Source organism: Haloferax marisrubri (genome assembly GCF_001469875.2).
Lineage (GTDB): Archaea > Halobacteriota > Halobacteria > Halobacteriales > Haloferacaceae > Haloferax > Haloferax marisrubri.
Genome location: NZ_LOPW02000004.1, coordinates 380,368 through 397,184, shown reverse-complemented (window position 1 = coordinate 397,184; position 16,817 = coordinate 380,368). Strand labels below are relative to the sequence as shown.

The following is a 16,817-nucleotide window of genomic DNA, read 5'->3' as shown; positions in this document are numbered from 1 at the left end:
TGAAAGAAGAATCTGACTACCGTCGGCCGAGCGCCGACGCGACTCGGTCGACGACGCGACCGACGGCGGTCCGCACCGCGTCGGCCGCGTTCGATTCTGTCCCCGAGCGACGGGACTCGTTCCCCCGACCCGAGCGGCCGTGGGCCTGTTTTCGGCCGCGGCCGCGGTTCTCGGCCAACAACCGTTCGTAGCGGTCGATTATCTCCTGGCGGTCGGCGTCGGCGCTGTCGAGACGGGCGTTGAGTCGGGCGTTCGCGCGGCGGAGCGCCTCGTTCTCGCGCTGGAGGGCGTCTCGACCCCGCGGGTGGGCGGGGGACGACGGGCGACTGCGAGGTGGCGCGGACGCGGACGGAGACGTGGGTGAAGACGTGGACGTGGGTGAAGACGCGGACGAGGCTGAGGACGCGGCTGGCGACGTGGCCGCGGACGACCCGCCCTCAGTTCCGTCCGGAGGGTACGTTCTCGACCCGGCCCCGTCCCGGCTGACGGTCCCGGTCGGCATGCTGCTGAGCGACATCGTGTGCCACAATGTACCACAGAATGAAAAGAATACGTCAGACGCGCACCCGACACGCGTCATCGTCCGGGGTTCGACGGCTCCGAACGCCGATATTCGCGACCGTCGGCGACGGTCTGAACCGGGCCGGTCGCCCTACTCGGCGAGGTGTTCGAGGACCGCTTCGGTGTCGTTCGGGACGGGTTCGGGGTCGTCGCCCGCTTCGAACGCCGCGTCGGGGTCCTTCAGGAGGTGGCCCGTCGTGAGACAGACAACCTGTTCGTCCGCGTCGACGACGCCCTCGGCGCGGAGTTTGCGGAGACCGGCGACCGAGGCGGCGGAGGCGGGTTCGACGCCGACGCCCTCGGCCGCGAGGTCGCGCTGCGCCTCGGTGATTTCCTCGTCGGAGACGGCGACGGCCGTGCCGTCCGTCTCGCGGATGCCGGGAAGCGCCTTCGGCGCGTTGACCGGGTTGCCGATGCGGATGGCGGTCGCGCGCGTCTCGACGTCCTCCCAGCGCTGGGTGTCGTCCCAGCCGTTCTCGACGGCCTCGACCATCGGGGCCGCGCCCTCGGCCTGCACGCCGGTGAGTTTCGGCACGTCGTCGGCGTCGAGCGCGCCCGACTGGACGAGTTCGCGCAACGCCTTGTAGAGCGCGGAGGTGTTGCCCGCGTTGCCGACGGGGAGGACGATGCGGTCCGGGTAGGTGCCGTAGTCCTCGTGGAACTCCTCTAAGATTTCGAGGCCGATGGTCTTCTGGCCCTCCAAGCGGAAGGGGTTCAGCGAGTTGAGGAGGTACGCCTCGCCGCGGGCGGCGAGGTCTTGTACGATGTCGAGACAGGAGTCGAAGTTCCCGTCGACTTCGAGGATGCGCGCGTCGTGGAGCGACGCCTGCGCGATTTTCCCGGCGGCGACCTTCCCGGCGGGGAGGAGCACGAGCGTCTCCATCCCGCCGCGCGCGCCGTAGGCGGCGAGCGCGGCCGAGGTGTTGCCGGTCGAGGCACAGGCGAGGCGGCCGACGCCGAGTTCCTTCGCCACGCGGACGCCGACGGTCATGCCGCGGTCCTTGAACGAGCCGGTGGGGTTCATCCCCTCGTGTTTGACGCGGAGGGTCTCGACGCCGACGTCGGCTTCGAGGCGCGGGACCTCGTGCAGTGGCGTCGCGCCCTCGGGGAGCGAGACGCCCTCCTCGAAGGGGAGCGCGGCGTTGTAGCGCCAGACGCCGCGGCCCTCGAAGTCGTCCCACGTCGGCGGGGACGCGTAGCGGACCTCGAGGAGGCCGTCGCAGTCGTCGCAGGTGTACCGAACGTCCTCGAACGGCGCGAACTGCGCGCCGCACGCGATACATTCGAGCCAGGTGCCGTCGTCGGCGACGGATGGCTCCTCGGGGGCGGGTGCCGTGAGTTCGAGGCTCATTGCTCGGGCGGTGGCACCAGAGGGACAAAAGCGGGCGGGTTTGGGCGGCACCTGCCGGGCGACAGGCTCACCGGGAGCGCGGTCGACCGAGAGGCTACGACTCGCCGAAGGCGTCGATGCGGGCGTGAACGTCCTCCGCCCACTCGTCGAGGGAGGCGTGCATCATCTCCTTGGCCTCGGGAAGCGGAGTCGCCGTGTACTGGTAGACGTAGCCGCCGGGGTCGAGCAGGCGGCGCTTGCGCTCGGTGAGGCCCTTGTCGAGGAGCGTCGTCAACGAGCGGTTGACGTTGCTCCGGTCGCGGTCGAGCACCTCCGCCAGTTCGGCGACGGTGCTTCCGGGGTTGTCGAGTAGTGCGAGGTACGTTCGGCTCTCGTGGCTCTGGATACCGAAGACGCACGCGAGGACCTGTCCGAAGTTCGGGTCCTCGGTCTCCATCAGTTCGCCCATATCCGGTGCGTCGGCCATGCACACCTGTTCGCCGTGCGTCGGATTAAACCCTCACCTACAGGCGAGCGAGCGGTCGCCCACGGACGAGGCGTGGCGGCTACTCCGCCTTCGCGTAGCCCATCTTCAGCACGCAGGCTCGCATCCCGTCCTCGTCGTCGTGTTTGTGCAGCGTCGTCGGCGTGTCGCAGTAAAAGACCGTCCCGTCGTGGCGGAGCGTCACCTCGTGGACGCCGCCGAGCATCTCCGCTTGGACGACGACGCGGCGACCCTCGCGGAGCGCGTCGAGGATTTCGTCTGCGGTCAGTTCGCCGGACTCGACTCGGAGCGGCTCGGGCATACCGGAGGGTCGGGAGCGAGCGGTATCAGTATTACCGATGGCTGTGGCAACGGTGATGGCGATAATGATAACGGCGGTCGCGCCGCCCCCGACGGCGGCGACCCCTATGCCGACGAGTCGAGCCGAACCGACTCAGTTCGTCGTCGACTTGGACCGGTGTTCCTCGTCCGTCGTCGGGACCTCCACGCCCTCGACGACCTCCGCGACCTCGGTCTCTTTCGGCGTGTCGATGTGCCAGCGGTCGATTTCGTCCTCGAAGCCCCGCAGCGTCTCCGACACCTTCGACTTCAGTTCGTCGTCGTTGACGTTCACCTCGAAGACGAACCGCTCGTCGCCGGTGCCGCGGCCGACCCGCTGGATGTTCGCGCTCACGAGTTCGTTGTCGAAGTAGTACGGGGCCAACTGGGTCATCACGTTGCGGTAGACCGTGTCCTCGACCTTCCGAAGCGCCTTGCGACCGGCGGAGTCGGCCGCGCGGGCGACGTAGTTGATGGAGTCCTGCCACGACTCGACGGCTCCCTCGTTGTCGCCCTCCTCGACCTTCTCGTAGGACCGAGAGAGCTTCTCCCCCGCCGTCTTGAGGTCGTCGTTGGGCGTCTTTCCCGCCTTCTCGCCCTCGCCCTCGCCGACGCTCGCCTGCTGGGCCGTCTTCTCGTTTACGTCCTCACCGAGGCGCTCGTGGGACTTGGGTCGCCACTCGTCCCAGTCGTCGAATGCGGCGCCGTCGACGTCGGCGTCGCGGAGTGCGCGGGTGATTCGCTCCCCGTGTTCGACGACCTCGTCCCAGGTGCCACGGCGTTTGAACCCGGAGATGCTCTCTTCCATTGTCGTTGACGGGAGTACGTGCCAGACGGTATAAACTCTACGAGGAGACAGGTTCGCACACGGGTGAGAACGTCTAGCGGTCGCCGTAGACGAACCGCTGAGCGGCCGCGTCGAGGCGGGACGACAGCCCTGCGAACCACGCGGTCGGCGACGCGAGTCGGAGCGCCGATTCGTCGAGTTCGATTCGGTCGCCGCCGAGCGGGTCGCGGTCCCCGCTCGCGGTGGCGTCCACGACGGTGGTCATCGAACACCGGCCGCAGGCCTCGCGTTTCGGGTCTGCCATGGGCCGCGGTTCGTAACCTTCACGAATAAACCTTGGTTTTCGGGCGGGTCGCGACGGGCTTATAGGGTCGAACGTGTTGCTCCGTCTCATGGGATATCGCGTCGTGGACGCAACCGCCGTCGAACCCGCCGACGACCGCCCGTGCGAACTCCGCCGCATCGGCGGCGAGGGCGGCTTGGAGAGCGTCGCGCTCAACCGCTTCCGGGCCGCCCCCGGCGAGCAGGTGCCGCTTTCGTACCACTACCACACCGAACAGGAAGAGGCGTTCTACGTCCTCTCGGGGACGCTGTTCGTCGAAACGCCCGACGAGACGTTCGAAGTCGGCGCTGACGGCCTGTTTGTCGCCGACCCCGAGAGCCCCCACCGGGCGTACAACCCCGAGGAAGCCGACGAGCCGGTCGAACTGCTCGCGCTCGGCTCGCCGGCCGTGTCGGGTGACGCGGTGGCCTACGACCCCGACGAAGAATGAGGAGCGTCGAACCCGAGGACGCCGAGGGGGGCGAAACGCCGGCCGAGCAGAGCGAGTCGGACGCGTCGGACGCCACGACACCGGGTCCGGCCCTTGACCGCCCCGAGTGGGACGACGAGTACCTCGACCGGGTCGCCGAACGGCTCATGTACAACTACGACTTGGAGCGGGAGTACGCCGTCCGCGGCGAGCGGTTCGACCTGTTCGGCGCGATGCGGATGGAGAGCCAAAAGCAGTTCCTCCACCAGTCTATCAACTACGCCAACCACCACGCGATGGAGTACATGTTCGCGCGGCGGGTCGAGTCGGCGACGGTCGCCGAACTCGAACGGCTCGTCGAACTGGGCCACGAACTCGCCGACGAGTGGATAGAACCCGACGAGGAACACTACGGGACGGACTTCACCTTCGTGCTCGTCGCCGACGCGGTGCCGGCAGAGGTCCGGGCGTTCGTTTCCGACTTCGCGGACCGAACGCTCCTGAAGTTCGGCTACTACGGCCACTACGAGGTGAACCTCGCAGTCGTCGCGCCGGCCGACGAGGACGCCGTGGCGAGCCGCAACGCCGACTCCGTCGCCGCGTTCACGCTCTGGAGCGACGGCTCGCCGGCCGTCTCCGACGGGCTGTTGCGTCGGCTCCTCGGAAAACTGCGTCGGTGAAAAAGCGGAGTCGAAACGGCGAACAGTCGCGCGTCAGTCGTCGCTCGGCTGCGGACGACCGCCGCCACCGCCGCCACCCGAACTCCGGGCGTCTTTGATGTTGTCGTAGCCGATTTTCGCCAGCGACAGCGCGAGGTAGACGAGCACCAACGCGAGGACGATTTGGACGACCGCCGACACCATCGCGAAGGTGCCCGCGGACGCCATCCACTCGGGGTTCAGGAACTTCGCGTAGAGGTTGTCGTGGAACGCGAGCCAGAGCAGACCCAGCGACGTGATGGTCGTCATGAGGGCCATCGGCAGGCCCGTGCTGAGGAGCTGCTTGGAGTCGTCCCAGTTGGCCAGCCAGACGGTCGCGGTCAGGAGCGCCAGCGCGGCGAGCAGCTGGTTCGCGCCGCCGAACAGCTGCCAGAGCGTCAGCCACGAACCGCTCGTGATGAGGATGTACGCCGGCAGCGACTGCACGAACGCGTTGCCGTAGCGGTTGGTCGCGAACTCCTCGACCGGCGTCTCGGGCGTCCCGACGATTTCTTCCATCATGTAGCGACCGAGACGCACGGCCGTGTCGGTCGACGTGAGGAGGAAACTGACCAGCACGAGAGCCATGAACGGCCCGCCGAAGTCAGTCGGGATGCCGAAGCTCGACAGGATGACGCCGCCGCCCGCCGCGAACGTCGGCAGGGCGAGGCCGATGCCGCCGCCCACGTCAGGCGCGATGATGGCGACCGTCGCCAGCGCGACGGTGGCGAGGAGACCCTCGCCGAGCATGCCGCCGTAGCCGATGACGCGCGCGTCGGACTCCTTGTTCAGTTGCTTCGAGGTCGTGCCCGACGAGACGAGCGAGTGGAACCCGCTGATGGTCCCGCAGGCGATGGTGATGAACAGAAGCGGGAACAGCGGCGCGCCGGAGCGGCCGATGAACCCGTAGTACGGTTCGAGGTTCGTCACGAGCGGCTGGGTCGGGTTCGTGAAGAACGTGCCCACGACGATAGCGACGAGCGCGCCGCCGACGCCCGCGTACAGCAGGAACGACGAGAGGTAGTCGCGCGGTTGCAGGAGCACCCAGACCGGGAGGGCACTAGCGATGGCCCCGTAGACGAGGATGAGCGGCACCCACGCCGCGGTGTTCCCGTTGAACGAACTCGCACCGGGGAGCCACGCGCCGGAGCCGGAGAACAGGACGAACGTCTCGGCGGGCGCGCGGGCCGCGGGTTCGAACAGCGCAATCGGGAACTGAATCCCCGCGTAGACGCCGACGAACATCGCCACGACGAACGCGAGCGTCCCCGGCAGGAACGGGAGGTTCAGCTGGTAGAGGTAGACGCCGAACAGCACCGCGAGGACGATGTACACCAGACTCGCCGTGGCGGCCTCCGGATAGGCGTTGAACACGATGGCCACCACGAGGGCGAACACCGCGACGACGAGGACGATGGTGAGAAACGCGAACCACAACAGCATGTTCTTGCCGCGCTCGCCGACGTACTCGCCGATGATGTAACCGATAGACTTCCCGTCGTGTCGCAGACTGCTCGACAGCGACACGAAGTCGTGAACGCTCCCGAGAAGCGGGTTGCCGATGGCAATCCACGCGAGCGCGGGGGCCCAACCCCACACCACGCCCGCCGTAATCGGCCCGACAATCGGCGCGCCGCCTGCGATGCTCGAATAGTGATGCCCCAGTAACACCGGCTTTTTCGCCGGAACGTATTCTTGACCGTCTTCGTACTTGTGCGCTGGTGTCTCACGACTGTCGTCGAGTTCGACGAACTGCGCGAGATATCGGGAGTAACCGAGATACCCGACAGTAAACAACGCGAGTACCGTGACGACCAACCAAATGACTTGTACCATGGTACGCTGCCCCACTCGGTGACACGAAAATGCCCACCTTAACGTTAACGATAGATAGGAATGTATCGTGTTCGAACGACAGGTTCAATCGGCGAGGTGACCGAAAATTCTCACCGCGGGGTCGGTTTACCCACCTACTGAACGTCGGGTGCGGTGTCGATGTCGAGTTCGGCCGCGACCTCGCCGAGGAAGTCACCCTTGACCTCGGCGACCCGCGTCTCGACGGCGGCGACGAGCGGCGGTGAAAAATTCTCGCGGAGATCGGTGAGGCGCTCCCGTTCTGTCTTGACTCGCTCGCGCAAGAACGTCGCTCCCCGTCCCGACTCGTCGGGGTCGGGTTCGGGCGTGAGGCGGTTGACCGCGAGGCCGCGCACGTCGAGGCCGTACCCGTCGAGTTGGTCGAGCGCGCGCTCGGTTTCGCGGAGCGATAGCTCGTCGGGGTTCACGACGAGGAAGAACGCGGCGTCGTCCTGCAGCGTCTCCTTGGCGAACGAGAAGTCGTCGCGGCGCTGTTCGAGGCGGGCGATGATGGGGTCGCCGTCCATCATCCGCCGCGGTTCGTTGTTGCCGATGGCCGCTCGCTCGAACAGTTTGACCGACTCCTTGCGCTTGTGGAGGAGCCGCTGAATCCAGCCGTCGAGGTACTCCGGGAGGGAGAGCAGTCGGAGCGTCCCGCCGGTCGGGGAGGTGTCGAAGACGACGCGGTCGTACTCGTCGGCCGAGCGCATCACGTCGATGAAGCGGTCGAACAGCGCCGATTCGTACGCGCCGGGCGTCTGGTGGGCCATCTCTATCTGCCGGTCGATCTCGTTGACCATCGCGGGGCTGACCTGGTCGCCCATCGCCCGCTTGGTCTCCATGAGGTGTTCGCGGACCTCGGTCTCGGGGTCGATTTCCATCGCGTCGAGGTTCGGCTCGTCCGCGACGGCCGCGGGCTCGTCGGTGAACGACTGGTCGAACACGTCGCTCGTGCTGTGGGCCGGGTCGGTCGAGACGAGGAGCGTCCGGACGCCGTCGCGGGCGCACTTGACCGCGTAGGCGCTGGACATCGTCGTCTTGCCCACGCCGCCTTTGCCGCCGAAGAAGACGAATTTGCGCATGTTAGAAGTGATACTGGTGGCCTTTGCGTTCGAGGAGCGACCCGCGGTCCCACATCCGCCGCTCCCACGCCTCGAACTCGTCTTCGAGGTACGGGAGCAGTTCGGCGGTGTAGTACGAGATGGGCGAGGGGATGCCGAACGCGTCGGGGAAGCACGCGAGCATGAACGCGTCCTCGTCGTCCTCGGCCTGTTTTTCTATCTTCTCGTAGGCGGGGTGCGAAATCATCCCGTGGTAGAGGCCGCGGAGCCACTCTTCGACGAGTTCGCGAAAGGATTCGATGCGCGCGGCGAGCGTCATCAGTTTACACACTCACCGGTTCCCGGGCAAAAGGGTATCGTTCACGAACGTCCACGCTGGTTACCTGCGATTTCATATGTGCGGACCCGGTAGGCCCGCTCATGAACGCGGGGGAGACGATTCCGGTGACGGTGCTCGGCGGGAGTCTCGGGGCGGGCAAGACGACGCTTCTCAACCACCTGTTGACGAACGCCGGCGACCGCGACATCGCCGTGCTCGTCAACGACATGGGTTCCGTGAACGTCGACGCCGAACTGGTCGCCGAGGAGTCCGACCTCGCGGTCGGCGACGGCGTGACCGAGCTCTCGAACGGCTGTATCTGCTGTGAGCTACAGGACGACCTCGAAACCGCGGTCGTCCGCCTCGCGCGAGAGCGGTCGTTCGACCACCTCGTCGTCGAGGCCTCGGGCGTCTCGGAGCCCGGGCCGGTCGCCCGGCTGTTCGTCACCTCGCGGGCGGCCGCCCGCTACGACGTGGCCGGCCTCGCCACGGTCGTCGATTCGCGGCTGTTCGCGGACACCTTCGGCGACGGCGACCCCGAACGAACCGTCGCCGAGGAGGGGGACGGCTCGGTGCGCCCGCTGTCGGACCTCCTCGTCGAACAGGTCGAGAGCGCCGACCTCGTCGTCCTCAACAAGCGCGACCTCGTCTCCGACGCGGAACTCGCGGCGGTCCGCGACGCGGTCGAGGCGCTCCGCCCCGGCGCGACCGTCGTGGAGACGGACCACGGCGACGTGGACGTTGACCTGCTTCTCTCGGACCTCCACGACCCCGACGCGCCCGTCGGCTGGCGGGCGGCGTTGGAGAGTGACATGGGAGGAGACGAGCGCGACCAAGACGGCCACGGCGACCACGACCGCGACGACCACGAACACGACCACGACGAAACGCCCCACGCGGAAGCGACCTACGGCGTCACGTCGTTCGTCTACCGCCGCCGGGCACCGCTCGACCCCGACGGCGCGGCCGCGGTGCTGGGCGACCTCCCCGACTCGGTCGTCCGGGCGAAAGGGTCGCTGTGGATTGCCGGGGCCGAGGACGTCCACTACACCTACAGTCAGGCCGGCCCGTCGGCGTACGTCGCCGCCGCCGGCCCGTGGGTCGCCTCGCGCCCCGAGTTCGAACAGGACACCTACCGCCGCAACCACCCCGAACTCGACTGGCACGACGACCACGGCGACAGGCGGACCGAACTGGTGTTCATCGGCCGCGGGATGGACGAAGACGCACTCGCGGCCGCGCTCGACGACCACTTGCTCGACCCCGGCGCGTCCGCGGACGCAGGCGACTACCCGACCGAACCCGGCGCGGAAGTCGCGCTCGCGGAGCCGACCCGGGAGCGCGAGTCGGTCCCGACCGCGGGCACGACCCCGGAGGGCGGACGATGAGCGGCGAGTCGGAGCGCGCCGGCGGCGACGACGAGGAGCGCGGCGAGGAGATAGAGTGGGGCGAGGGCGACCCGCGGGTGCTGTTCGTGATGAACCTCGTCCTCTCGACGGCGTTCGCGGCGGTGGTCGTCTACGGCCTGTCGTACCTCGACCTCGCGGCCTTCTCGGTCGTCAACGTCGCGTCCGCGGCGCTCGTGCTCACGGCCGTCACGTACCTCGTGACGAACTGAAACCGCGGGATGCGTCGCCGACCCATTCTACGCGTGAACTACCCGCAGGGCACCGCTGGCGGCCGATAGCCGCATTTATGTCCTTCGGGAAACCGCCTTCTCAGTAAGATGCCCATCGAAGACCGAGACGACGCGTACCTCATCACGCACGCGCTGGCGAAGGACACGCTCTCGCGCCTCCGGGACGTGGAGACGACGCAGGTCGCCTTCCGGAAAGGCCTCGTCAAACTCGGCCGCATCTGTGGCTACGAGATAATCGACGGCGCGATGGAGACCGAGTACGTCACCATCCAGACCCCGCTCGCGGAGACGACCGGCGAGCGCGTGAAGGGGCTCGACAACGTCGTCATCATCAACGTGCTCCGCGCCGCGACCCCGTTCGTGGAGGGACTGCTCAAGGCGTTCCCGCGGGCGAAGCAGGGCGTCATCTCCGCCGGCCGCGACGAGGAGGCGGGGATGGACGACGACGGCGGCTTCCCCATCACCATCGACTACGTGAAGCTCCCCGAAATCACGGAGAAAGACACGGTTATCGTGGCGGACCCGATGCTCGCCACCGGCTCGACGATGTGCTCGGTTCTCGACCACATCCTCGAAAACGCCGGCGTCGACCCCGAGAAACTGTTCGTCCTCTCAGCCGTCTCCGCGCCCGACGGCCTGCTCCGCGTCGACAACGAGTTCCCCGAGGTGGACCTCCTGACGGTCTCCATCGACGACTACCTCGACGACGACGGCTACATCGTCCCCGGGCTGGGCGACGCCGGCGACCGCGCGTTCCGCACGACGTAACTCGGTCTCCTCGCGTCGCGGCTCGCGGTCGGGCCGCCCCGACCGCCGACCCGGATTCGGGTAACGACTAAGTTACCGCCCGCGCACCTCCGACGCATGGACGAACCTCGCGCCACCGGAGGGACCCGACGATGAGCGACTCGTGCGACGGCTGTGGGCGGGCGGTCGAAGACGCCCTCGCCCGTGCAGTCCAGTTACAGGTCGACGGCTCGACCGTGGACGACCAGCGGCTCTGTCCGACCTGTTTCGCCGACTGGATAACCCGGTACGAAGAGCAGATGTCGCCCAAGCAGTCGTCGGACGGGTCGTCGGACTCCGAGATAATCGTCGACTGACGGCGACGAGACGGGGCGCGTCCGCGACTGCTCTCACCGAACCCCCTCTTTTCGGGTCGAAAACAGGTCCCCGGCGGCGGGTTTTCGTTCGAGTCGAACGTCCCGAAGCGCACCCCCGTAGACTACTGTGAGAGACGTTTACACGGGGTGCGTCGGGGTCGGACCCCGATTCGCTGAACCCCTTCGTTTCGGGTCGAAGCCCCGCGGACTCGCGGGTCGCGGGGCGAAAGACAAAAACCAAGCGAGCGCCGACGCGACGAGGACCGGTCGAACCGGACCGACGGTCGCGCAGGATTATTTCTCTCGGGAGTATCTATTTCAGGTATGTGTATCGTTGGCGAATTAATATTCAGACATTGATAAGAATATACCATGATTAGTGTGTAAATAGAGATATGTTGGCCGTTGACATGAACAGCCATAAATACGTATCGTGACGAATGGGACTGTATGACTCGGAAGCTTGACCGCCGACAGTTTATCGCCGCGACAGGTGCCGCTGGCCTCGCCGGCCTCGCCGGCTGTGCCGGCGGCGGCGGCGAAGAGACGACGACGACGACCGAATCCGGTGGCGAGGAGACGACCACCGCCGACGAGGAGACGACGACCGAATCCGGCGGTAACGGTGGCACGGAGAGCCGACTCTCGTGGCACGCCGGCGGGACGGGCGGTACGTACTACCCCCTCTCGAACGAGTTCAAGTCGGTCATCGAGGGACAGACGGACTTCACGATTCAGGTGCAGTCCACCGGCGCGTCCGTCGAGAACGTCGGCAGTCTCGCCCGCGGCGACGCGGACTTCGCGCTGATTCAGAACGACGTCGCCTACTTCGCCCGCAACGGCGAGGGCATCGAGGCGTTCCAGGGCAGTCCCGTCGAGAACCTCCGCGGTGTCGCCACGCTCTACCCCGAGACGATTCACGTCGTCACGCTCGCCGACACGGGCATCGAGACGCCGTCCGACCTCTCCGGTGCGACCATCAACACCGGCGACCTCGGCTCCGGGACGCAGGTCAACGCGACCCAGATTCTCGAAGCCCTCGGCATCTCCGACTACAGCGAGCAGAACACCGGCTTCTCGCAGGCCTCCGACCAGCTGAAGAACGGCGACATCGACGCCGCGTTCGTCGTCGGCGGCTGGCCGGTCGGCGCTATCGAGGAACTCGCCGCGACCGAGGACGTGCGCATCGTCCCCATCGAGGGCGAGGACCGCACGGCCGTCAAGGACGCCGCGCCGTTCTACGCCGACGACGAAGTCCCGTCGGGCACCTACGGACTGGAGAACCCCGCGCCGACCGTCTCGGTGCAGGCCATGATTGCGACGAACGCCGAGCAGCCCGAATCGACCGTCGAGTCGGTCACGAGCGCCATCTTCGAGAACGTCGACGAACTCACCATCAAGACTGACTTCATCTCCCGAGAGAGCGCACAGGACGGCATGTCCATCGAGCTCCACCCCGGCGCGCAGGCCTACTTCGGCTGAGCCGGGCACTTCGCTTCGCTTTCGAACAGCGGTTTCCTACCCACCTTTCGATGCTTGATTCGACTCCCACACGTCTCCTCGTCGTAGTCGCGGTGCTGGCGGTCGCCGTCGGCGGGAGCGCCGCGGTCCCGGCCGGACAGGCGCTCGTCGTCGAAGACGCCGAGACCGGCGAGCGACTACAGACGATTCCGGTCGAAGAGAACACGACCGTCGCGCTCGAATACACCCACAGCGTCGAGAAGACGCGCGTCCTCGACGCCTACGCGGTCCAAGACGGGGAACTCGTCATGACCAAGATGGAGTTCAAGTCCTACGGCGCGGGTCTCCCGGCTCGGGCGAACGTGACGACCGAAAACGGCTCGTTCGTCTTCGACCCCGAGGGGAGCTACGAGGACCTGTACGTCAAACCCGGTCGCATCGCCGGCCACAAGCTACACGTCGGTGACCAGACCTACGACCTCGTGGCGCTCTCCGACGCGCGCTCGGTCCGCCTGCACGTCACGCACCGCTCCGTCCTCGACGCCGCCCTCCACTGACCAACGATGAACCGAACACACGACGAGGGTCAACCCGACGGCCCCGACGACGAAGACGCCTCTCGGTCCGTCCCGGAGACCGACGCGGCACCGGCCGACCCGCCGATTCGAACCGACGGCGGTGAGCCGCCCGCGGACGACGACCGCGAGGCAGCGAGTACCGACGAAGAACTATCCGAAGAAGAGGCTCAAGAGATGCTGGAGGGAATCGACCGGAAGCGGACGCTCTCGGGGTGGGCGGCGATTCTCACGTCGTTCGTCGCCATCTGGTTTTCCGTCTTCCAGTCGTGGCTGGCCGCCCGCGGCTTCGAGTTCGCCGCGACGATACCGCTCGTCGGCGAGGTGTCGCTCGGGTCGCTCCAACTCCTGCAGGTGAACTCGATTCACGTCGCCTTCGCGCTCGTGCTGGCGTTCGTCCTCTTCCCGGCGACGACCGGTCACGGTCGGTTCGCCGCGGCACTCGGTCGCGTGGTTCCGACCCTCGCGTCGAACCTCGGTGAGGACAACCCGGTCACCCGCGTTGCCGCGGGAATCCGCCGGTTCGTCCGGTGGCTCGCGGTCGACCCGGACCGCGAGCGCGTGACGCCGCTCGACCTGCTGTTCATCGTGCTCGCCGTCGCCACGGCGGCCTACATGGTGTTCGAGTGGTCCGAGATTCAGCGGCTCCGCGTGTTCGGCCTCGAAGCCGGCCGGACGGTCACCGAGTACCTCGGCGCGCCGTTCGTCTCGCTGTCCGAGACGCTCGGCCCGCTCGGCTTCCTCGCCGACGCGGTCGTCGCGGCCATCGGCGTCCTCCCCTTCGCGGACGTGTCCTACCCGTTCTTCCTCGGCGCGGTCGGCGTCCTCCTCGTCCTGGAGGCGACCCGCCGCTCGCTCGGGTTCTACTTGATGGTCATCGTCGCCTCGTTCATCGTCTACGCGAGGTTCGGTTACCTCATCTCGCCGTCGATGCCGCTGATCGGCGTGCTGTCCATCCCCGAGGGGTCGTGGGCGAACATCATCCAGAACCTCTGGTACAACACCGAAAACGGCGTCTTCGGCATCCCGGTCACCGTCTCCGTGCAGTTCATCTACATCTTCATCCTGTTCGGGGCGTTCCTGGAGATGTCCGGGGCCGGCCAGTGGTTCATCGACCTCGCGTACGCCGCGACCGGGACCCGCAAGGGCGGCCCGGCGAAGGCGTCCATCCTCGCGTCCGGCTTCATGGGAACCATCTCCGGTTCCTCTATCGCCAACACGGTGACGACCGGCGCGTTCACCATCCCGCTGATGAAGCGGTCGGGCTACCGCTCGGAGTTCGCCGGGGCCGTCGAGGCCTCCGCCTCCTCCGGCGGGCAGATTCTCCCGCCGGTGATGGGCGCGGCGGCGTTCCTCATGATAGAGTTCATCGGCGTCCCCTTCTCCGACATCATCATCGCGGCGGCCATCCCCGCCGTGGTGTTCTTCTTCGGCGTGTGGGTGATGGTCCACCTCGAGGCGACGCGGGCAGGCATCGGCGGCCTCGACCGCTCCGAGGTCGTCGACCTCGGCAAGCACCTCGCACGCGGGTGGTTCTACCTCATCCCGCTGGTGTTGCTCATGTACTACCTGCTGGTCGAGCGCCTGACGGTCGCGCGCTCGGCGTGGTTCACGCTCATCGCCATCATGGCGCTTCTGTCCGTCGTCGCGGCGTACAGCGAGCGGACCCGCGTCCCCCTCGTGGGCGCTATCGTGGCGGCGTTCGCCGCGCAACTCGGCGCCTACGTCACCACCGGCGTCGGCGTCATCGACGCGGTCACGGGCGGAAGCGGCGAACCGCTCGGCGCAACCGCCGCGCTCTTCGCCGCGGCCGGCGACCTCGGCATCATCGCCATCTTCGTCAGCCTCGTCGTGATGCTCGTCCGGCCGGCGCTCGACTCGCCGCTGTTGGAGTTCGACGACGCGGTCGACGAGGCGGCGGAAAGCGTCGCCGGCGCGGTCTCGCGGCCGTCGCTCGCCGACCTGAACATCTTCCGCTACGTGACGTTCATCGGGAAGTCGATGGACTCCGGCGCGCGCACCTCGACCGAGGTCGTCGTCGCCGTCGCCGCCGCGGGCATCATCCCCGGCGTCGTCAGCGCGACCGGCCTCGGCCCGAACCTGACCGCGCTCATCAAGGCGGTCGCCGGCGGCTCTATCGTCCTCTTGCTCCTGTTCACGGCCATCGCGTCCATCATCCTCGGGATGGGGATGCCGACGACGGTGACGTACATCATCCTCGTCTCGCTGCTCGGGCCGGCAATCGCGCAGTCCTCCGACATCCCGCTGCTCGCGGCCCACCTGTTCATCCTCTACTTCGGGGTGATAGCGGACATCACACCGCCGGTGGCGGTCGCGGCGTACGCCGCCTCCGGTATCGCCCGGTCTAATCCGTTCCGGACCGGGACGAAGGCGTTCTCGCTGTCGCTCAACAAGGCCATCGTGCCGTTCGCGTTCGCCCTGACGCCGGGCATCCTGCTCCTCCGCGGACGAGGCGAGGCCGCGGCGGTCATCACGTTCGCCGACGTGGCCGAAATCGGCTACTTCGTTCCCGAGGTGGTCATCCCGGTCGCGGGCGTCTTCATCGGCGTCATCGGACTCGGCGCGACCGTCATCGGTTACCTCTACAGCCGCGTGTCGCAGACCGAGCGGGCCCTGTTCGCCCTCTCGGCGTTCCTGCTCATGGCCCCGATGCTCCTGTTGAACGCCGCGTTCGACCTCGGGAGCTTCCTCGGGCTCGTCGGGACCGTCCCCGACACGGTCGCCGTCGACCTCGCCATGCGCGCGGTCGGTGGGGCGCTGTTCGGCGCGCTCGCCGTGAAGAACCGCCGCGAGACGCGTGAACGGGCCGCACCGGCTCCCGCAGAACAGGTCGAACCGACCGACTGAACAGAAAAGAACCCCGCAGCCGCGCTACTCGATGTCCGCGCGGCCGCTGGTCGCGCTCCGAATGCGGTCGCGGAGGTCCGCCCCGTCCTCGACGGGGACGCGGACCTCGAACGACACGTCGGCCTCGTAGGCGGCCTCGAACTCGACGCCCGCGCTTTCTAACAGTCCACGAACGCTCCCCGAGTCGTCGTACTCGACGGTCGCGGTGAATCGCTCGTGGGGAATCTCCTCGACGACGCCCGCCGCGTCGAGCGCCTCCTTCACGGCGCGGGAGTACGCCCGGGCGAGGCCGCCGACGCCGAGGTTGGTCCCGCCGTAGTAGCGCGTCACGACGGCGGCGACGTTGCGCACGTCCTGCTGGACGAGGACGTTGAGCGCCGGCTTCCCCGACGAGCCGCTCGGCTCGCCGTCGTCGCTCTGGTACTCGCGGAGCATGACGCTCCCTCCGCCGGGAACCGACGACGAGGCCGACCCCGCAGGCACCCGGTAGGCGGGGACGTTGTGGGTGGCGTCGGGATGGCGTTCCTCGATTTCGGCGACGAACGCCTCCGCCTCCTCGACCGTCTCCGCGGGGGAGACGTAGCCGATGAACTCCGAGCCGTTGACCTCGAAGCGGGCGTCGGCCCGACCGGCGACGGTTCGATAGGCGTCGGTCATGCCACCGAGTTGGCGTCGCGGCGTGGAAAAGCGTTCGCACCGGGGCGTCGCCGGCACGGTGCGGACGGCGTGAGGTCGGCGTGGGGTCGGCGAAGGCCGGCGAAGGGCGACGGGAATTCGGACGGGAAACGACGCGCTACTGCTACTGTCCGCAGGCGTCCGCGTACGACGTACACCCGTTTTGGATGCAGACGCCGCAGAGGTGGCGCGTCTCGGAAATCGGGTCACCACAGCACATGCAACTGCGCATGGACACCATGCGAAAGTCTACCGCGGGAGATTACAAGAATCTTATTGCTACGCTGACAGAATATTCGCGGAGCCGACGG

19 protein-coding genes are annotated in these 16,817 nt (G+C 67.4%); 9 read left to right on the top strand and 10 right to left on the bottom strand.

Annotated features, from left to right (window positions below; genetic code table 11):
• Positions 1–16: 16 nt before the first annotated feature.
• From AUR65_RS04250 to AUR65_RS04225, 6 genes are all read right to left on the bottom strand, one after another.
• Positions 17–517 (bottom strand): hypothetical protein, encoded by a 501-nt coding sequence (locus AUR65_RS04250; RefSeq protein WP_058568859.1) that lies wholly within the window; start codon positions 515–517, stop codon positions 17–19.
• A 135-nt stretch (positions 518–652) separates the two neighbouring features.
• The gene (gene thrC, locus AUR65_RS04245; protein ID WP_058568858.1) at positions 653–1,912 is read right to left on the bottom strand and encodes a threonine synthase; all 1,260 of its coding nucleotides are present in this window, start codon (positions 1,910–1,912) and stop codon (positions 653–655) included.
• A 94-nt stretch (positions 1,913–2,006) separates the two neighbouring features.
• Positions 2,007–2,378 (bottom strand): helix-turn-helix domain-containing protein, encoded by a 372-nt coding sequence (locus AUR65_RS04240; RefSeq protein ID WP_004968692.1) that lies wholly within the window; start codon positions 2,376–2,378, stop codon positions 2,007–2,009.
• A gap of 79 nt (positions 2,379–2,457) precedes the next feature.
• Entirely contained in the window at positions 2,458–2,697 is a 240-nt protein-coding gene (locus AUR65_RS04235) for a hypothetical protein (RefSeq protein ID WP_058568857.1), read from the bottom strand.
• A gap of 132 nt (positions 2,698–2,829) precedes the next feature.
• Positions 2,830–3,522, bottom strand: coding sequence for a DUF5828 family protein (locus AUR65_RS04230; protein WP_058568856.1), 693 nt, complete (start codon positions 3,520–3,522; stop codon positions 2,830–2,832).
• A 73-nt stretch (positions 3,523–3,595) separates the two neighbouring features.
• Entirely contained in the window at positions 3,596–3,805 is a 210-nt protein-coding gene (locus AUR65_RS04225) for a hypothetical protein (protein WP_058568855.1), read from the bottom strand.
• Between the two features lie 88 nt (positions 3,806–3,893).
• Here AUR65_RS04225 and AUR65_RS04220 point away from each other — a divergent pair, with 88 nt between their 5' ends.
• Complete coding sequence (locus AUR65_RS04220; RefSeq protein WP_058568854.1) at positions 3,894–4,274, top strand: cupin domain-containing protein; 381 nt, start codon at positions 3,894–3,896, stop codon at positions 4,272–4,274.
• Positions 4,271–4,933 (top strand): hypothetical protein, encoded by a 663-nt coding sequence (locus AUR65_RS04215; RefSeq protein WP_058568853.1) that lies wholly within the window; start codon positions 4,271–4,273, stop codon positions 4,931–4,933. The genes AUR65_RS04220 and AUR65_RS04215 overlap by 4 nt, the downstream gene beginning before the upstream one ends.
• A 33-nt stretch (positions 4,934–4,966) precedes the next feature.
• On the opposite strand, the gene AUR65_RS04210 is transcribed toward AUR65_RS04215, so the two are convergent.
• The 3 genes from AUR65_RS04210 to AUR65_RS04200 form a co-directional block, all read right to left on the bottom strand.
• Positions 4,967–6,787 carry a carbon starvation CstA family protein gene (locus AUR65_RS04210; RefSeq protein ID WP_058568852.1) on the bottom strand — a complete coding sequence of 607 codons (1,821 nt, stop codon included), beginning with the start codon at positions 6,785–6,787 and terminating at the stop codon, positions 4,967–4,969.
• Between the two features lie 134 nt (positions 6,788–6,921).
• A complete protein-coding gene (locus tag AUR65_RS04205; protein WP_058568851.1) occupies positions 6,922–7,887 on the bottom strand; it encodes an ArsA family ATPase in 966 nt (321 codons plus the stop codon).
• 1 nt (position 7,888) lies between these two features.
• Entirely contained in the window at positions 7,889–8,185 is a 297-nt protein-coding gene (locus AUR65_RS04200; protein WP_004968702.1) for a hypothetical protein, read from the bottom strand.
• A 101-nt stretch (positions 8,186–8,286) separates the two neighbouring features.
• Here AUR65_RS04200 and AUR65_RS04195 point away from each other — a divergent pair, with 101 nt between their 5' ends.
• The 7 genes from AUR65_RS04195 to AUR65_RS04165 all read left to right on the top strand — a co-directional run bounded on the left by AUR65_RS04195 (position 8,287) and on the right by AUR65_RS04165 (position 15,831).
• On the top strand, positions 8,287–9,573 hold the full coding sequence (locus AUR65_RS04195) for a CobW family GTP-binding protein (protein ID WP_058568850.1): 1,287 nt from the start codon (positions 8,287–8,289) through the stop codon (positions 9,571–9,573).
• A complete protein-coding gene (locus AUR65_RS04190) occupies positions 9,570–9,803 on the top strand; it encodes a hypothetical protein (RefSeq protein WP_058568849.1) in 234 nt (77 codons plus the stop codon). Before AUR65_RS04195 ends, AUR65_RS04190 begins: the two co-directional genes overlap by 4 nt.
• Positions 9,804–9,911: 108 nt before the next feature.
• Positions 9,912–10,592: a uracil phosphoribosyltransferase gene (gene upp, locus AUR65_RS04185; protein WP_058568848.1), complete on the top strand. Its 681-nt coding sequence runs from the start codon at positions 9,912–9,914 to the stop codon at positions 10,590–10,592.
• 131 nt (positions 10,593–10,723) lie between these two features.
• Complete coding sequence (locus AUR65_RS04180) at positions 10,724–10,927, top strand: DUF7569 family protein (protein WP_058568847.1); 204 nt, start codon at positions 10,724–10,726, stop codon at positions 10,925–10,927.
• 450 nt (positions 10,928–11,377) lie between these two features.
• A complete protein-coding gene (locus tag AUR65_RS04175) occupies positions 11,378–12,409 on the top strand; it encodes a TAXI family TRAP transporter solute-binding subunit (RefSeq protein ID WP_058568846.1) in 1,032 nt (343 codons plus the stop codon).
• Between the two features lie 50 nt (positions 12,410–12,459).
• Positions 12,460–12,945 (top strand): DUF1850 domain-containing protein, encoded by a 486-nt coding sequence (locus AUR65_RS04170; protein WP_058568845.1) that lies wholly within the window; start codon positions 12,460–12,462, stop codon positions 12,943–12,945.
• 6 nt (positions 12,946–12,951) lie between these two features.
• Positions 12,952–15,831: a TRAP transporter permease gene (locus tag AUR65_RS04165; RefSeq protein ID WP_058568844.1), complete on the top strand. Its 2,880-nt coding sequence runs from the start codon at positions 12,952–12,954 to the stop codon at positions 15,829–15,831.
• Positions 15,832–15,855: 24 nt separating this feature from the next.
• Here the strand turns inward: AUR65_RS04165 and AUR65_RS04160 are convergent, their stop codons facing one another.
• Positions 15,856–16,488: an IMPACT family protein gene (locus AUR65_RS04160; RefSeq protein WP_058568843.1), complete on the bottom strand. Its 633-nt coding sequence runs from the start codon at positions 16,486–16,488 to the stop codon at positions 15,856–15,858.
• Positions 16,489–16,817: the final 329 nt, after the last annotated feature.

Excerpts from the sequence above, each read along its gene's own strand:
- AUR65_RS04250 (WP_058568859.1), bottom strand. The coding sequence starts at position 517 with ATGTCGCTCAGCAGCATGCCGACCGGGACCGTCAGCCGGGACGGGGCC.
- thrC (WP_058568858.1), bottom strand. The coding sequence starts at position 1,912 with ATGAGCCTCGAACTCACGGCACCCGCCCCCGAGGAGCCATCCGTCGCC.
- AUR65_RS04240 (WP_004968692.1), bottom strand. The coding sequence starts at position 2,378 with ATGGCCGACGCACCGGATATGGGCGAACTGATGGAGACCGAGGACCCG.
- AUR65_RS04235 (WP_058568857.1), bottom strand. The coding sequence starts at position 2,697 with ATGCCCGAGCCGCTCCGAGTCGAGTCCGGCGAACTGACCGCAGACGAA.
- AUR65_RS04230 (WP_058568856.1), bottom strand. The coding sequence starts at position 3,522 with ATGGAAGAGAGCATCTCCGGGTTCAAACGCCGTGGCACCTGGGACGAG.
- AUR65_RS04225 (WP_058568855.1), bottom strand. The coding sequence starts at position 3,805 with ATGGCAGACCCGAAACGCGAGGCCTGCGGCCGGTGTTCGATGACCACC.
- AUR65_RS04220 (WP_058568854.1), top strand. The coding sequence starts at position 3,894 with ATGGGATATCGCGTCGTGGACGCAACCGCCGTCGAACCCGCCGACGAC.
- AUR65_RS04215 (WP_058568853.1), top strand. The coding sequence starts at position 4,271 with ATGAGGAGCGTCGAACCCGAGGACGCCGAGGGGGGCGAAACGCCGGCC.
- AUR65_RS04210 (WP_058568852.1), bottom strand. The coding sequence starts at position 6,787 with ATGGTACAAGTCATTTGGTTGGTCGTCACGGTACTCGCGTTGTTTACT.
- AUR65_RS04205 (WP_058568851.1), bottom strand. The coding sequence starts at position 7,887 with ATGCGCAAATTCGTCTTCTTCGGCGGCAAAGGCGGCGTGGGCAAGACG.
- AUR65_RS04200 (WP_004968702.1), bottom strand. The coding sequence starts at position 8,185 with ATGACGCTCGCCGCGCGCATCGAATCCTTTCGCGAACTCGTCGAAGAG.
- AUR65_RS04195 (WP_058568850.1), top strand. The coding sequence starts at position 8,287 with ATGAACGCGGGGGAGACGATTCCGGTGACGGTGCTCGGCGGGAGTCTC.
- AUR65_RS04190 (WP_058568849.1), top strand. The coding sequence starts at position 9,570 with ATGAGCGGCGAGTCGGAGCGCGCCGGCGGCGACGACGAGGAGCGCGGC.
- upp (WP_058568848.1), top strand. The coding sequence starts at position 9,912 with ATGCCCATCGAAGACCGAGACGACGCGTACCTCATCACGCACGCGCTG.
- AUR65_RS04180 (WP_058568847.1), top strand. The coding sequence starts at position 10,724 with ATGAGCGACTCGTGCGACGGCTGTGGGCGGGCGGTCGAAGACGCCCTC.
- AUR65_RS04175 (WP_058568846.1), top strand. The coding sequence starts at position 11,378 with ATGACTCGGAAGCTTGACCGCCGACAGTTTATCGCCGCGACAGGTGCC.
- AUR65_RS04170 (WP_058568845.1), top strand. The coding sequence starts at position 12,460 with ATGCTTGATTCGACTCCCACACGTCTCCTCGTCGTAGTCGCGGTGCTG.
- AUR65_RS04165 (WP_058568844.1), top strand. The coding sequence starts at position 12,952 with ATGAACCGAACACACGACGAGGGTCAACCCGACGGCCCCGACGACGAA.
- AUR65_RS04160 (WP_058568843.1), bottom strand. The coding sequence starts at position 16,488 with ATGACCGACGCCTATCGAACCGTCGCCGGTCGGGCCGACGCCCGCTTC.